The 15544-nt window shown below is 64.1% G+C and carries 6 protein-coding genes; 4 read left to right on the forward strand and 2 right to left on the reverse strand.

Features of this window, described 5'->3' with window-relative positions:
- Positions 1-78: 78 nt before the first annotated feature.
- Positions 79-5586 (forward strand): beta strand repeat-containing protein, encoded by a 5508-nt coding sequence (locus SKZ59_RS04925; protein ID WP_319990968.1) that lies wholly within the window; start codon positions 79-81, stop codon positions 5584-5586.
- A 6-nt stretch (positions 5587-5592) separates the two neighbouring features.
- Positions 5593-7332, forward strand: coding sequence for a ShlB/FhaC/HecB family hemolysin secretion/activation protein (locus tag SKZ59_RS04930; RefSeq protein ID WP_319990969.1), 1740 nt, complete (start codon positions 5593-5595; stop codon positions 7330-7332).
- Positions 7333-7405: 73 nt separating this feature from the next.
- Here the strand turns inward: SKZ59_RS04930 and argA are convergent, their stop codons facing one another.
- Positions 7406-8716: an amino-acid N-acetyltransferase gene (gene argA, locus SKZ59_RS04935; RefSeq protein ID WP_046685875.1), complete on the reverse strand. Its 1311-nt coding sequence runs from the start codon at positions 8714-8716 to the stop codon at positions 7406-7408.
- Between the two features lie 104 nt (positions 8717-8820).
- Between argA and hrpA the strand changes: the two genes are divergently transcribed.
- Complete coding sequence (gene hrpA / locus SKZ59_RS04940) at positions 8821-13017, forward strand: ATP-dependent RNA helicase HrpA (protein ID WP_413774529.1); 4197 nt, start codon at positions 8821-8823, stop codon at positions 13015-13017.
- A gap of 181 nt (positions 13018-13198) precedes the next feature.
- Here hrpA and SKZ59_RS04945 read toward each other — a convergent pair whose 3' ends face one another.
- The gene (locus tag SKZ59_RS04945) at positions 13199-13783 is read right to left on the reverse strand and encodes a PRC-barrel domain-containing protein (RefSeq protein ID WP_319990971.1); all 585 of its coding nucleotides are present in this window, start codon (positions 13781-13783) and stop codon (positions 13199-13201) included.
- A gap of 399 nt (positions 13784-14182) precedes the next feature.
- Here SKZ59_RS04945 and SKZ59_RS04950 point away from each other — a divergent pair, with 399 nt between their 5' ends.
- Positions 14183-15382, forward strand: a complete 1200-nt coding sequence (locus SKZ59_RS04950; protein ID WP_319990972.1) for a PHB depolymerase family esterase — start codon at positions 14183-14185, stop codon at positions 15380-15382.
- Positions 15383-15544 lie beyond the last annotated feature (162 nt).

Raw genomic sequence — 15544 nt, forward strand, 5'->3', positions numbered from 1 at the left:
CTAGAATACTGGAGGTCCTGCTCGCGCTGAAAAACGTTGGCAAGCACATCATGACGTCACGTCACTCCGGAGCATCACATGAACCGAATTCACCGTACAGTATGGAACCACCGCCGCAACGCGGTCATGGTCGTGGCAGAAAATGCCGGCAGCGGGGGCAAGCGCTCCGGCACCACGGGGGCGCTGCTGGCCAGCGTGTTGACTGGCGTGATGCTGGGAGGTGCGGCGCAGGCGGCAGACCTTGCCGCAACGGCCTTGCCCAGCGGCGCCGTGGTGACGGCCGGCCAGGCGCACATAGGACAAAGCGGTGCGGCGATGACCGTGACCCAAGCCACGGGCAAGGCGGCCATCGAGTGGAATAGTTTTTCGATCGGCAAGGATGCCAAGGTCAATTTCGTCCAACCGAATGCCGCCTCCGTCACGCTCAACAGGATCAAGGGCAATGAAGGCTCCGTGATCGACGGCGCGCTCAAAGCGAATGGCCAGGTGTTCATCCTGAATCCCAACGGTGTGCTGTTCGGCAAGGGCGCCAGGGTCGATACGGCGGGCCTGGTGGCCAGTACGCTCAATCTCGGCGATGCCGATTTCCTGGCCGGCAAGACCAGCTTCAGCGGCAAGGGCGGCGCCGTCACCAATCTGGGCAGCTTGAACGCCAACGATGGCGGGTACATCGCGCTGCTGGGAGCGCAAGTGCGCAATGAGGGCGTGATCAGCGCCAGGCTGGGCACGGTGGCGCTGGCGGCCGGCAACAAGGTCAGCCTGACTTTCGACGGCGGCGCGCTGGTCGGCGTGGCCATCGACGAGGCGGCGCTGGCCGCGCTGGTGGCCAATGGCAATGCCGTGCATGCCGATGGCGGCCTGGTGGTGCTGACGGCGAAAGGCGCCGACGGCTTGCTCAATACTGTTGTCAACAATACGGGCGAAGTGCGCGCGCGCACCATTCAGGAACATGCCGGGAGGATTTTCCTGCTGGGCGAGGGCGGCGCCGTCGAGGTGGCCGGCAAGCTCGACGCCAGTGCGCCGCAGGGCGGCAATGGCGGCTTCATCGAAACTTCGGGACCGGTGCTGCGCGTGGCCGACGGCACGCACGTCGACACCGGCGCGGCAGCGGGCCGCAGCGGTTCCTGGCTGATCGACCCCATCGATTTCACGATCGGCAGCGGCAGCGCCGCGCAAGGGGCGAGCGGCATCGGCGTCGATACCCTGCAAACGGCGCTGGCCGCCGGCAATGTCACTATCCAGACGCAAACGGGCGGCAGCGAGGCAGGCGATATCCATGTGAACGCGCCGCTGGCGTGGAACGCCAACCAGCTGACCCTGGAAGCGCATGGCGACATCCATGTCAACGCCGTCATGAGCGCTACCGGCACTTCGACCCTGGACATGAAGACAGGCTACAACTTCAATCCCGGCAGCCTGACGTTTAACGTCGCCAAGAATGTGCTGGTGGGTATCGATGACGCGGGCGTCTTCAAGGGCCGCATCGATTTTGACCGCGCCGGCACGGGGTTGCTGGCGATCAATGGCGCCGGCTACACCCTGATCAATGCGCTGGGCAGCGCCGGCAGCAGCACCAGCCTCGATTTGCAGGGCATCAATGGTGGCGGTGCCGGCCGCTATGCATTGGCCAGCAATATCGACGCCAGCGCCACCAGCGGCTGGAACACCGGCGCCGGTTTTGTGCCGCTGTCCCTTTCCGGCACGTTCGACGGCCTCGGCCACACCGTCAGCGGCTTGCGCATCAACCAGCCGTCCGGCAGCTATGTCGGCCTGTTCGGCACCAACAACGGCACGGTGCGCAACGTGGCGATGTCGAATGCGGTGGTGTATGCCAACCAGGGTGTGGGGGCCTTGGCCGGACTGAGCATGGGCCGCGTCTACAACAGCTATGCCGCAGGCACCGTAACGGGGCCAGGCGGCTATGTGGGCGGTCTGATCGGCGCGATCTTCGATGGTACGGCCAGCCGCGTGCACTTCGATGGCACGGTCAATTCGCAGGGCAATAATGTCGGTGGCCTGACCGGGTACCTGGCTTACCAGATCACCGTGGCCAACAGTTATGCCAACGCCACGGTGACGAACACGGCCGGCGTCTGGACTGGCGGACTGGTCGGGCAAAACGATTACGGCTACATCGTCGACAGCCATGCCAGCGGCACCATCACAGGCAAGGGCGACACGGGGGGGCTGGCGGGCAACAACAACAGTGGCAGAATCACCGGCAGTTACTCCACCGCTACAGTGACCGGCACAACGAATACGGGTGGCCTGGTCGGCAACAACAATAACGGCAAGGTCAGCGGAAGTTACGCCAGCGGCGCCGTCACCGGCACGAGCACGGTCGGCGGCTTGATTGGCCTGAGCAGCGCCTCGGGCGGCGTTGCCACGCCGGACAATGAAATCAATACCAGCTATGCGAGCGGTGCAGTGACGGCTACCGGCGACAATGCGGGCGGCTTGATCGGCCGTAATTATGGCAACCACGTCGTCAATACCTACGCCCGCGGCGCCGTCTCTACCTCCGGCAACTACGTGGGCGGTCTGATCGGTAACAATCTGGGCACGGCCGACAAGAGTTATTCGACCGGCCTGGTGACTAGCCCGGGTGTGGGTGTAGGCGGCTTGATGGGTGTCAGCATCGGCGGCGTCAGCAACAGTTTCTGGGATACGCAGACCAGCGGGCAGAACAGCAGTGGCGACGGCACGGGCAAGACCACGGCGCAAATGCAAGACAGCAATCTGTTCACCACCAACAGCTGGGATTTCACCTTCCACAGCGGGGTATGGGGACGCAAGGCAACGCTCAATGACGGCTATCCCGTCTTGCGCACGTTTGGCTATACCGACCCGATCACCATCACGCTGAACGACCCGGCCCTGACGAGAAACTATGGCGGCGCCAATCCCCTGCTGGTCGGCGGCTGGACGGTCAGCGGCTGCGACAACAACCTGGCGTGCGTGAGCGGCATCGACTGGAGCGCGGCCCTGCTGCCGACAACCTCAGTCGGCACCTTCAACTACGGCGCCGGCCTGTTCGCGCCGACCCTGGGCGCCGGTTATGGCAAGCTGAGCGATTATGAGATCACCTACAGCACGGGTACCTTGTCGATCACGCCAGCCGTGCTGACCATTGCCGGCATCGGCGCCGCCAACAAGACGTATGACCGCACGAACGCGGCCAGCATCAATGCCGGCACCCTGGTGGGCCTCGTGAATGGCGAAAACCTGTCGCTGTCGGCCAGCGGTACTTTTGATAGCGCCAATGCCGGCGCGCGCACGGTGACGGCGAACGTGTTGGTGGGCGACGGCAGCGGCGCCAACGCGGGCCTGGCCAGCAACTACATCCTGTCCACGCCAACCGTCAACCTGGCAGCGACCATCAGCGCGTTGGAAGTGCATCTCGCCAGCCTGGGCGGCAGGGAATATGACGCTACCGACAAGCTCAACGCCAACTTGCTGCAGATCACGAATGTGCTTGGTGGCGACACCGTCAACCTGAGCGGCACGGGCACTCTGGCGTCGCGCAATGCGGGCACGCAGGCGCTGGCCGGCTATGGTGACTTGATTCTGGACAACAGCAATTACACGTTCGCGCCAGCCAGCCTGGGCACCAATGTACTGGTAAGCCCGCGCGCGCTCAGCGTGCAGGCAGCGAACGGCGCCACGCGCCGCTACGACGGCAGCGTGAATGCGGCCTCCGGCCTGCTGAACCTGGGCGGCGTGCTGGCGGGCGACAGTGCCAGCCTGAGCGGCAATGCCGTGCTGGCAGGCAAGAATGTCGGCGCGCAAGCCATCAGCGGCCTGGGCACCCTCAGCCTGGACAATGCGAACTACACCTTGAATGGCGTGCTGCCTGGCGGCAGCGTGGCCATCACGGCCTTGCCCGTCAACCTGGCCGCCATCGGTGGCGCGCAGAAGGAATATGACGGCAGCCTCAATGCCGGCGCAGGCCTGCTGGAAGTGAGCAATGTGGTCGCGGGCGACACCGTGGTGCTGGGCGGCAGCATGAACCTGGCGGGCAAGGATGCCGGCAGTCAATCCATCAGCGGCATCGCTGGCGTGACCTTAAGCAACAGCAACTACACGGTGACGGGCGCCACGGCGAGCGGTACGGTGCAGGTGACGCCGCGCGCACTCAGCGTGAATGCAGCGAACGGCGCCACGCGCCGCTACGACGGCAGCGTCAATGCGGCCACCGGCCTGCTGAACCTGGGCGGCGTGCTGGCGGGCGACAGCGCCAGCCTGAGCGGCAATGCCGTTCTGGCAGGCAAGGACGTCGGCGCGCAAGCCATCAGCGGCCTGGGCACCCTCAGCCTGGACAATGCGAACTACACCTTGAACGGCGTGCTGCCTGCCGGCAGCGTGGCCATCACGGCCTTGCCCGTCAACCTGGCCGCCATCGGTGGCGCGCAGAAGGAATATGACGGCAGCCTCAATGCCGGCGCAGGCCTGCTGGAAGTGAGCAATGTGGTCGCGGGCGACACCGTGGTGCTGGGCGGCAGCATGAACCTGGCGGGCAAGGATGCCGGCAGTCAAGCTATCGCGGGCCTGGCTGGCGTGACCTTGAGCAACAGCAACTACACGGTGACGGACGCCACGGCGACAGGCAACGTGCAGGTGACGCCGCGCGCGCTCAGTGTGAATGCAGCGAACGGCGCCACGCGCCGCTACGACGGCAGCGTCAATGCGGCCACCGGCCTGCTGAGCCTGAACGGCGTGCTGGCGGGCGACAGCGCTGGCCTCAGCGGCAGTGCCATCCTGGCAGGCAAGGACGTCGGCGCGCAAGCCATCAGCGGCCTGGGCACCTTGAGCCTGGACAATGCGAACTACACCTTGAACGGCGTGGTTCCTGCCGGCAGCGTGGCCATCACGGCCTTGCCCATCAACGTGGCGGCCGTCACGAATGCGAGCCGGGACTTTGACAGCACTGCCGATGCGGCCGCCGGCTTGCTGGAGTTGCGCGGCGTGCTGGCTGGCGACAGCGCAACCCTGGGCGGCAAGGCCACATTATCTTCCAAGGACGCCGGTGACCGGAGTATCGTCGACGTGTCGGGTTTGACTTTGTCCAACAGTAACTACACGCTTGCCGGCGGCAGTGCCAGCGGCACCGTGAAGATTCTCCCGGTGACGCCGGTGACGCCTGTCACTCCTGTCACACCAGAAGTACCGGTAACCCCGGAAGCGCCCAAAGCGAACTTGGCCAATACCATCGCCGAAGTATCGCGCACCAGCGTTCCCGCCAAGCACGAGGTTCTGCGCGACGCCGGCCTGGCGCTGCAAAGCGACTTGATGCCGTTCGTTGCCGTGCCGGCCACCGTGAACAGCAGCGCCTTGCCGTCGGCCGCCACCTTTGGCGCGAATGCACCGCTGAGCTTGCTGTACAGCCCCGGCGCGGGCGAGATGAGCGAAGGCGTCACCCTGGCGCAGACCCAGCGCTTGCTGCAGGCATCGGGCGCCCAGGGCAATGGCGGATCGCAGCCATTGCGCTTGCCCGTCAGCCGCAATTCCTTGATGGAAATCGTCAATGGCGGCGTCAAGCTGCCCGATGGCGTGGACCAATTGTTGTTTGTCGTGAAGGCCCAATAAATGAGCATGCTTATCTGTAACGCCACCGTCTCCGCCGCCCGCAAGGCAGCATGCCAACGCACGGCCATGTCGCTGGCGCTGGGCCTGGCTCTGGGCACTACCGCCATGGCGCAGGCGCAACAAGTACCCACCATCGGCGACGTCGTGCGCCAGAGCCAGCCGGTGACGCCGCCGGTGACGCCGCCGCCATCCTTGCCAGCGCTGGGCGGCGTGCCGGCCGCGCCGCCGCTGCAAGCCTTGCCCGGCGATGCCGCCGGCAAGGTCAAGGTGACGCGGTTTGTGCTCGAAGGTAACCGTGTCATCGACAGCGCTACCCTGCTGGCGCTGCTGCCGCCGGCACAGGGCCAGACGCTGACCCTAGCCCAGCTTGAAGAGCTGGCCACCCGCATCACGCGCCATTACCGTGCCAGCGGCTACTTTGTGGCACGCGCCTATATTCCGGCGCAGGAGCTGACCGATGGCAAGCTGGTCATTCGCGTGGTGGAAGGCCAATATGGCAAATTTATCCTCAGCAATACTTCGCGCGTGCAAGATAGTGTCGTGCAAGGTTTGCTCGATGAAGCCAAGCGGCGCGACATCGTGTCCCTCGATACCCTGGAACGGGCGATGTTGATCATCAATGACACGCCCGGCGTCAAGGTGGTGCAGGCCGACGTGATGCCTGGCGAACAGGTCGGCACTTCGGATTTCGCCATCCGCACGGAAGCCACCCCCGCATGGGGCGGCTATGTGTTGCTGGATAACTATGGTTCTACGTACACGGGCAAGCAGCGGCTGCGCTTCAATGCCGACTGGAATTCGCCCAGCGGCCGTGGCGACCGCCTGTCGGCCAGTGGCATGGCCACCCGCCACAGCGGCTTGCTGAATGGCCGCTTGGCGTATTCGACGTTGCTGGGTACGGATGGTACCCGTCTCGAAGGCGCGCTCAGCCGCACCACTTACGAGCTCAGCGATGTGTATGCGGCGCTTGACGCGTCGGGCACTTCGAATGGCGTGGACTTGATCCTCAGCAAGCCGCTCAAGCGTACGCGCGACCATACGGTGGAAGCGGGCCTGGGCGTGGCCTACAAGGACTTGAAGGACGAGATCGGCGCCACCAACACTTCGGTGGGCAAGCAGTTGAGCAGCCTCAGCGCCAATATTTCGGACCGGCGCACGCACGCCTTCCTGGGCTTCGATGGCTTGACCCAGAGCAGCGCCAGCCTGACGGTAGGCCGTTTGCACTTCAAGGAAGCGGCCGCCGAAGCGCTGGATGCGGCCGGCGCCGATACGCAGGGCGGCTATGCCAAGCTGAATCTGGCGGCGTCGCGCATCAGCGTGCTGCCATCGCAATTCCTGCTGACCACCAGCGCCAAGGCGCAGGCGTCGCTGAACAATAAAAGCCTCGATGGCGTCGAGCGCATGAGCGTTTCCGGCGACGGCGGCGTGGCCGCGTATCCGATCGGCGAACTCAGCGGCGACCATGCGGCGCTGCTGCGTGCCGAACTGGCCCGGCCGCTGGTGACCGGCGGCGCGGCACAGCTGAGCGGCAGCATCTTCACCGACTATGGCTGGGCCAAGTCCATCGCCGCGCCGGCCGGCGTCGCCGCGTCGCGCAAGCTGGGCGATATCGGCGTGGGCCTGAGCGCCATGGCTGGCGGCTTGCTGCTGAACCTGCAACTGGTGCACCGGACGGTGGGCGGCGTGCCGACCAGCGAATCGGCGTCGCGCACGCGTTTGCTGTTCCAGGCGGGCTGGGTCAGGTAAACCGGCAGTTGCCGTTGTCTGCAATGCAAAAAAGCCTGGCAATGCCAGGCTTCTACGTTTCCAGTGATGCCGGTTACAGGGTCTTGATCAGCACCTGCGACTTGCGTTGCCAGTTATACATATGCTGGCGGTCCTTCGGCAAATCGTCGACGGTGGCCGGCACGAAACCGCGCTTCTTGAACCAGTGCGAGGTGCGCGTGGTCAGCACGAACAGTTTGTTCAGACCGGCGGCGCGCGCGCGGTTTTCCATGTGTTTCAGGATGCGTTCGCCGTCGCCCTGGGCTTGCACTTCCGGGTTGACCGTCAAGCATGCCATTTCCGCCATTTTTTGTGCGGGGAACGGGTACAGGGCGGCGCAGCCGAAGATCACGCCATCATGCTCGATGACGGAGAAATAATCGATTTCGCGTTCGATCAGCTCGCGGCCCCGTTTGACGAGGGTGCCGTCCGCTTCCAGCGGTTCGATCAGTTTGATGATGCCGCCCACGTCTTCGATGGTGGCCTGGCGCAGGCTTTCCAGGTTTTCATGGCTGATCATGGTGCCCACGCCATCATGGGTAAACAATTCCAGCAGGGCCGAGCCATCCATCGAGAACGGCACGATGTGCGAGCGCTCGACGCCGTTGTGGCAGGCCTTGACGCAATGTTTCAAATAAAACGCCGTGGCGTCGGGCAGGAAGCCGGCCATCAGCACGGCTTCGGCCTGGTGCGACGACAGTTCGCGGATTTCCACGCCCGTCGCGTCTTCCATCATTGGTGTTTCGGTAATGAAAATCAGTTTATCCGCGTGCAGGGCGATGGCGGCGCTGCAAGCCACGTCTTCCATGGTCAGGTTGAACGCTTCACCGGTGGGCGAGAAGCCCAGCGGCGAGAGCAGCACCAGGCCGTCCGAACCGAGGATGGAATGGATGGTTTCCGCGTCGACCTTGCGCGTGATGCCCGTCAGTTCCAGGTCCACGCCATCGATCACGCCCAGCGGGCGTGCCGTGATGAAGTTGCCGGAAATGATACGGATGGCCGCATGTGACATGGGCGTGTTCGGCAAGCCCTGGCTGAATGCGGCTTCGATATCGAGGCGCAGCTCGCCGGCGGCTTCCTTCGCGCATTCCAGCGCGGCGATGTCCGTGATGCGCACGCCATTGTGGAAGCGGCCTTCGACGTTACGCAAGGCCAGCTGTTCCGCCACCTGCGGCCGCGAGCCGTAGACGACGGTGACATTGATGTCCAGCGCATGCAGCAGGGACAAATCATGGGCCAGCACCTGCAGCGCCCCGGCGCTGACGAGTTCACCGGGGAAGGCGACCACGAAGGTCTTGCCGCGAAAGGCGTGGATGTAGGGCGCGACGGAGCGCAGCCATTGGACGAATTGGGTAGGGTTTTCCATTAAGCGCATTATAATTCGCTGCGCGATGTGCGCGCTTAAAATACCTGTAAAAAACAATGTCTTCAGCCAGCAATAAGTCTTCCCCTCCTTCCAACGTTGCAAATGTGCCCGCCGGCGGGGATGTTTCCGCGCCTGCCGCCACGCCTGCGCAGGGCCGCCAGCGCCCGCCCGTGAGCCAGCAAAGGCAGCAGCCGCCGCGCGTGGAGCAACAGAAACAGCAACAGCAACAGCAGCAGCGTGCGCCGCGCCCGCCGCGTGAGGGGCAGCCGCCGCGCAATGACCAAGCTAGCCGCGAAGAGCGCGAAAGCCGTGACGCAGCCCGTGCCGCGCGCGAAGCGGAAAAGGCGTTCCGCAATCCGCTGCCACCGATTACGTATCCGGAAGACTTGCCCGTCTCGGGCCGGCGCGCGGAAATCGCCAAGGCCTTGCTGGAAAACCAGGTGATCATCGTCTCGGGCGAGACGGGTTCCGGCAAGACGACCCAATTGCCGAAGATTTGCCTGGAACTGGGACGCGGACAGAAGGGCATGATCGGCCACACGCAGCCGCGGCGTATCGCCGCCTCGTCGACGGCCAAGCGCATTGCGCAGGAGCTGGGCACGCCGCTGGGCGAAACCGTGGGCTTCAAGGTGCGCTTTACCGATACCCTGAGCCGTGGCGCGTCCGTCAAACTGATGACGGACGGTATCTTGCTGGCCGAGACGCAGACCGACCCGTTGTTGAAAAATTACGACACCATCATCATCGACGAAGCGCACGAACGCAGCCTGAACATCGACTTCCTGCTCGGCTATCTGAAGCAATTGCTGCCGCGCCGGCCCGATCTGAAAATCATCATCACGTCGGCCACCATCGATGCGGAACGCTTCTCGCGCCATTTCGGCACGCCGGAAAAACCGGCCCCCGTGATCGAAGTGTCGGGCCGCCTGTACCAGGTGGAAGTGCGCTACCGCCCCGTGGAGCGCGAGCAGGTGGCCATGCCTGGTGCCGCCAACCCTGACAAACCTGGCCAGCGCACGGCGAATGTACGTGTAGCTGCGCGGGAAAAGCGCGACTTGATGGATGCCGTCGTCGATGGCGTGGAAGAGTTGTGCCGCATCGGCTCGGGCGACGTGCTGGTGTTCTTGCCGGGCGAGCGCGAAATCCGCGACTGCGCCGAAGCGCTGCGCAAGCACCATCCGCCGCACGTGGAGATTTTGCCCCTGTTCGCCCGCCTGTCGGCCGAAGAGCAGGAGCGCGTGTTTAAAACCAGCAATGCGCGCCGCATCGTGCTGGCCACCAACGTGGCGGAAACCTCGCTGACCGTGCCCGGTATCCGCTACGTGGTCGACGCGGGCCTGGCGCGGGTGAAACGCTATAGCTACCGCAACAAGGTCGAGCAGCTGCAGGTCGAGCCGATCGCCCAGTCGGCCGCCAACCAGCGTGCGGGCCGTTGCGGCCGCGTGGCCGACGGCGTCTGCATCCGCCTGTACGAAGAGCAGGATTATTTGCTGCGCCCGAAATTCACGGAGCCGGAAATCCTGCGCTCCTCGCTGGCCGCCGTCATCCTGCGCATGAAGTCATTGCACCTGACGGACGTGGAAACCTTCCCCTTCATCGAGCCGCCGCTGGCGCGTGCGATCGCCGACGGCTACCAGTTGCTGCAGGAACTGGGCGCCGTCGATGAGGTGAATAAACTCACGCCGCTGGGCAACAAGCTGGCCAAGCTGCCGCTCGACCCGCGCGTGGGCCGCATGATCCTCGCCGCGCTCGATAACGCGTGCTTGAGCGAAGTGCTGATCGTCGCTTCCGCCTTGTCCGTGCAAGACCCGCGCGACCGCCCGATGGAGCACCAGCAGGCGGCCGACGAGGCGCACAAGAAGTTTGCCGATGAAAAATCGGAATTCTTGAGCTACCTGAAGATCTGGCGCTGGTTCGAATCGGCCATCGAGCACAAGAAAACCAACCGCCAGTTGCAGGACAATTGCCGCACGAATTTCCTGTCGCAGATGCGCTTGCGCGAATGGCGCGACGTGCATTCGCAGCTGCTGACCATCGTCAAGGAACAGGGCTGGCGCCTGAACGAAGCACCCGCCACCTACGACAATCTGCACATGGCCTTGCTGACCGGCTTGCTGGGCAATATCGGCTTCAAGGGCGAGGACGAACCGGGCGCCGGGTATCTGGGCGCGCGCGGCATCAAGTTCCATATCTGGCCCGGTTCCTCGCTGCTGAAAAAGCCGGGCAAGTGGATCATGGCGGCCGAACTGGTCGACACGACGCGTTTGTACGCGCGCTGCGTGGCGCAGATCCAGCCCGAGTGGCTGGAAAAAGTCGGCGAGCATCTGCTGAAGAAATCGTGGGGCGAACCGCGCTGGGAAAAACGCTCGGCGCAGGTGACGGCGTCCGAACGGGCGACCCTGTACGGCCTGGTGGTGTATAGTCAGCGCCGCATCAATTACGGCAATTTCAACTTGCCGGAAGCGCGCGAAATCTTCATCCGCGATGCCTTGGTCGGCGGCGACTTCGATACGCGCGCGCCGTTCTTTGCGCACAACCACAAGCTGATCAAGGACATCGAAAACCTCGAGCACAAGTCGCGCCGCCTGGACGTGCTGGTCGACGATGAACTGATCGCCGCCTTCTACGACCAGCTGCTGCCGGCCGACGTGTGCAATGGCGCCGGTTTTGAAAAGTGGCACAAGGAGGCGACGCGCGACAACCCGAAGCTGCTGTACCTGAATCGCGAAGAGCTGATGCGCCATGAGGCGGCCGGCGTGACGACGGACCTGTTCCCGAAAACCATGTCCGTGACGGGCCTGGAAATGGGCCTGACGTACCACTTCGAGCCGGGCAGTGTGCGCGATGGCGTGACCTTGGCCGTGCCGCTGTATGCCTTGAACCAGTTGCCGCGCGAGCGCTGCGAATGGCTGGTGCCGGGCATGCTGAAGGAAAAGGTGCATCTGCTGCTCAAATCCCTGCCGCAAAAGCTGCGCCGTCACTGCGTGCCGCTGCCTGATTACGCGGCGAAATTCTGCGAGCGCGTGCATGCAGCGGGCGTGTTTGGCCGCGGTGACTTGATCGACGCCATCATCGCAGACATCCGCACGCAGATCACGATCAATGTGCTGACGACGGACTTCAAGCCGGAAACCCTGCCTGCCCATCACTTCATGAATTTCAAGGTGATCGACGAGCATGGCCGCCAGCTGGACATGGGCCGCAACCTGGCCACCTTGCAGGCGGAATTCGGCGGCCAGGCGCGCCAGAGTTTTCAGAAACTGGCCGAAGTGTCGGGCGTTTCCGGCACGGGCACGCCCGGTGCCAAGGTGGCGGGTGCGCAAGTGGCATCGCGGCTGCAGGCGCAGGCGCAGGGCGCCGCCGCCAACGCGACGGCAGGCAAGGGCGGCGCGCCGGCCAAGGGTGCTGCCGTTGCTGCCGCGCCAGCGTCCGGCAATGCCACCGTCTCGCAGCACATGGGCTTGACGGGCTGGACCTTTGGTGAATTGCCGGAGTTGCTCGAAATCGTGCAGGGCAAGCTGACCCTGATCGGCTTCCCCGCGCTGGTCGACAAGGGCACGCATTGCGACCTGGAAGTGTTTGACGACCCGACTGTGGCCGCCCGCACGCACAAGATCGGTTTGCGCCGTTTGTTCGCGCTGCAAATGAAGGAGCAGATCAAATACGTCGAGAAAAGCATCCCCGGTTTGCAGCAGATGGGTATGCAATTCATGGCCCTGGGGTCGCAGGAAGAGCTGCGCGAGCAAATCATCAACAAGGCGCTCGACATCGCCTGCCTGCAAGATCCGCTGCCGCTGGACGCCGCCTCGTTCGCCAAGCGCCAGGCGGAGGGCAAGTCACGTTTGGTCTTGCTGGTCAATGAAATCGCCCGTTTGCTGTCGCAAGTGCTGACGGAATTCCACGGCTTGCCCAAGCGCCTGCAGAATATTCCCGCAGCGGCCGCTACCGATATCCAGTCGCAGCTGCAGGGCCTCGTGCATAAACGCTTCCTGACGGAAAACGAGTACACGCAGCTCGCGCATTTCCCCCGCTATCTGAAGGCGATCAACGTGCGTCTGGAAAAACTGCGCGCCGACCCCGCGCGCGACACCAAGTTAATGGCCGAATGGCAATCAGCCGCTGCGCCGTACTTGCGCCAGGCCAAGGACCGCCAGGCTGGCAAGAACACGGACCCGAAGCTGGTCGACTTCCGCTGGATGCTGGAAGAACTGCGCGTGTCGCTGTTTGCGCAGGAGTTACGCACGCCGATGCCGGTGTCGGCCAAACGCCTGCAGAAGGTATGGGAGTCGATGCAGCGGTGATGGCGCCTCTATAAACCTACTGCGCAGCTCACTATCGCGTCGGCGTTGCTCACCGTACTAGAGTACGGTTGCGCTACTCAACGCGATATTGAACTTGCTCGCTACGGTTTCTAGAGGCGCCTTGACGCTAACGATGGGCAGCAACATGCTCCGCTAATCCATCCTACCCGACCTACCCGGCTCAAGTGCGCTTGTTGAGATCATCATCATCGCTGAGCGTTGAGCGCGAGCCCAGGTCGCCCTGGCTGCTGCCCGTGCCGGCGCGGCTGCCGCTCATGGAGCTGCCGGTCAGGCTGCCTTCGCTGCCCGATTGCAGGCTGGCGCCGCTGCGCAGGTCGCTGCCGGATGGCATATGGCCTGCCATGCTGCCGTAGCGCGTGCCGCTGCCATAGAATGCTTCCATCTGCTGGTTCCATGCTTCGCTGCCCATGTCGGGCCAGTTGTCCTTGTCGAAGCCGGGAGCGTTTTTCAGCAAGTCTTTGTCGACGTTCAGCAGGAAGCGCTTGTTGACGGTGTCCAGGGTCAGACGTTCCCAAGGCACGGCAAACAGCTTGTCGCCCATGCCCAGGACGCCGCCGAAGGACAGCACGGCGTAGGCGATCTGGCCGGTGCGCATGTCGAGCATGATTTCCTTGATGTCGCCCAGCTCCTCGTCATCGTGATTGTAGACATCGTCCCCGATCAGGGTATCGGCCCCCATCAGGGCCGGCCCCGGGCCGTCGTGGTTACGGTACATGCCCAGGATGTCGCGGTCCAGATAGCTCATGGTGTTCTCTCCTCGTGTGAAGTGCTGTTCGAACATCCAGATTAAGCATACGCACTATGTGGCGTTTGATCTGCCTCAATGGTGCTAAGTAACCCCCAATAAATTATTATGATTTCTGACTTCCATAACCGGCGCTCTGCGGCGTTGCCCGCTGCTAGCAGTGCTCGCACTGCGTCGCAGTGGGCGCCTTGCATAGCATCCGGTTCTGTTCGTCATAAATTCACAATAATTTCCTGAGGATTACTTAGCGGCACTTTTATCGGTGTGCAAACGTACGGTGCTGTCAGCCAATTGCGGTACTCTATGCGTTCCAAGGAGGAGGCCGCACATGCTGATGACGCAACGATGCAGTGGGATGAACTTGCGGTACGCTCCACAACGGCACGCACGCCGCGTGCCATGGTAAAGCCCGCCACCAAATGGCTGCGCGGGCTCTTGCGCGCCGGTAAGGCGCAGCAGCGCACGGCGACCAAGCTGGCCAAGGTGCTGTTCGGGCCCGTGCCAGCCAAGCCCAAGGCCAAACCCCGCAGCAAGCCCGTGGTCAAGACCATGGTCAAGGCCAAGGCGACGCCGCGCGCCAGGCCCGCCAGCGACGCCGTACCCTCGCTGGCGCCCTTTGCCACGCCCCTGTCGCCACCGCGCGTGCGCAAGCGAACGGCGCCCCCGCCGGGCAAGTGGCTGGCCGCCCACTATGCGCCGCTGCCGGAACTGGGGCAGATGCCGGGCCGGCGCCTGCCGTATTTCCTGTACCTGCCCGCGAAGGCGCCGAGCGTCGCCATGCGCAGCCGGGGCCGGCCGCTGCTGGTGATGCTGCACGGCTGCGAGCAGAGCGCCACGCAGTTTGCCGACGGCACGCGCATGAACCGCCTGGCCGAGCGCAAGGGCTACGCCGTGCTGTATCCGCAGCAATCGCTGCGCTCGCATGCGCGCCGCTGCTGGAAGTGGTACGACAAGCTGACGCAGGAGGGCGGCGGCGACGTGCGCCTGATCGTCGGCGCCATCGAGCAGGTGGCGGCCCGCTATGCGATCGACCGCGCGCGCATCTATATCTGCGGCATTTCCGCCGGCGCCGGCATGGCGCATATCGTGGCCCTGAACCATCCCCATCTGTTCGCGGCGCTGGGCCTGCATTCCGGACCCGTCTTTGGCGCCGGGCATAATCTGATCGGCGCGCTGGGCGTGATGCAGCATGGCGCTGCCGCCCGCGCCGACGCGGCCATCGATGAAGTACTGGCGCGCCAGCCCGCGTTTCCCCGCCTGCCCACCATCCTGCTGCAAGGGCTGGCCGACAAGGTGGTGCGGCCCATCAATCAGACGCAGCTGGTGCGCCAGAGTGTGCGCGTCAACCATTTGCCGTTCGATACCGTGGTGACGGCGCAGCGCCTGCCTGGCGGCGCTGCGGGCGGGCGCAATCCGGCCCATGCGTATGCCTTGCACGATTATCAGGTGGGCAAGGATGTGCTGCTGCGCGTGGCGCAGGTCGAGCACCTCGAGCACGCGTGGAGCGGCGGTGACGCCAGCCTGCCGTTCAACGACAAGGCCAAGCCCGACGCCAGCAAGATACTGCTCGATTTCTTCGCCAGCCACCGCCGCCGCTAAACCAGCGTGCCGCGCGCCGCAACGGTGCGCTGGCACTGGTACGCACCGTTCTCCCTTTCCCCGCAGGGCCGCGGCCAGCGCGCCGGCACGCTGGCCGCGCCCTTTTCAGCCTGAATTCTAAATACCGCAGCACCATGGATTTCACTCAAGTGGTATTGCTGC

Source organism: Janthinobacterium sp. GMG2, from assembly GCF_033949445.1.
GTDB lineage: Bacteria > Pseudomonadota > Gammaproteobacteria > Burkholderiales > Burkholderiaceae_D > Janthinobacterium > Janthinobacterium aestuarii.

What these genes read in the sequence shown, in the direction of transcription:
- SKZ59_RS04950 (WP_319990972.1), top strand. Translation starts at nt 14,183, where the DNA reads ATGGTAAAGCCCGCCACCAAATGGCTGCGCGGGCTCTTGCGCGCCGGT.
- SKZ59_RS04925 (WP_319990968.1), top strand. Translation starts at nt 79, where the DNA reads ATGAACCGAATTCACCGTACAGTATGGAACCACCGCCGCAACGCGGTC.
- SKZ59_RS04945 (WP_319990971.1), bottom strand. Translation starts at nt 13,783, where the DNA reads ATGAGCTATCTGGACCGCGACATCCTGGGCATGTACCGTAACCACGAC.
- argA (WP_046685875.1), bottom strand. Translation starts at nt 8,716, where the DNA reads ATGGAAAACCCTACCCAATTCGTCCAATGGCTGCGCTCCGTCGCGCCC.
- SKZ59_RS04930 (WP_319990969.1), top strand. Translation starts at nt 5,593, where the DNA reads ATGCTTATCTGTAACGCCACCGTCTCCGCCGCCCGCAAGGCAGCATGC.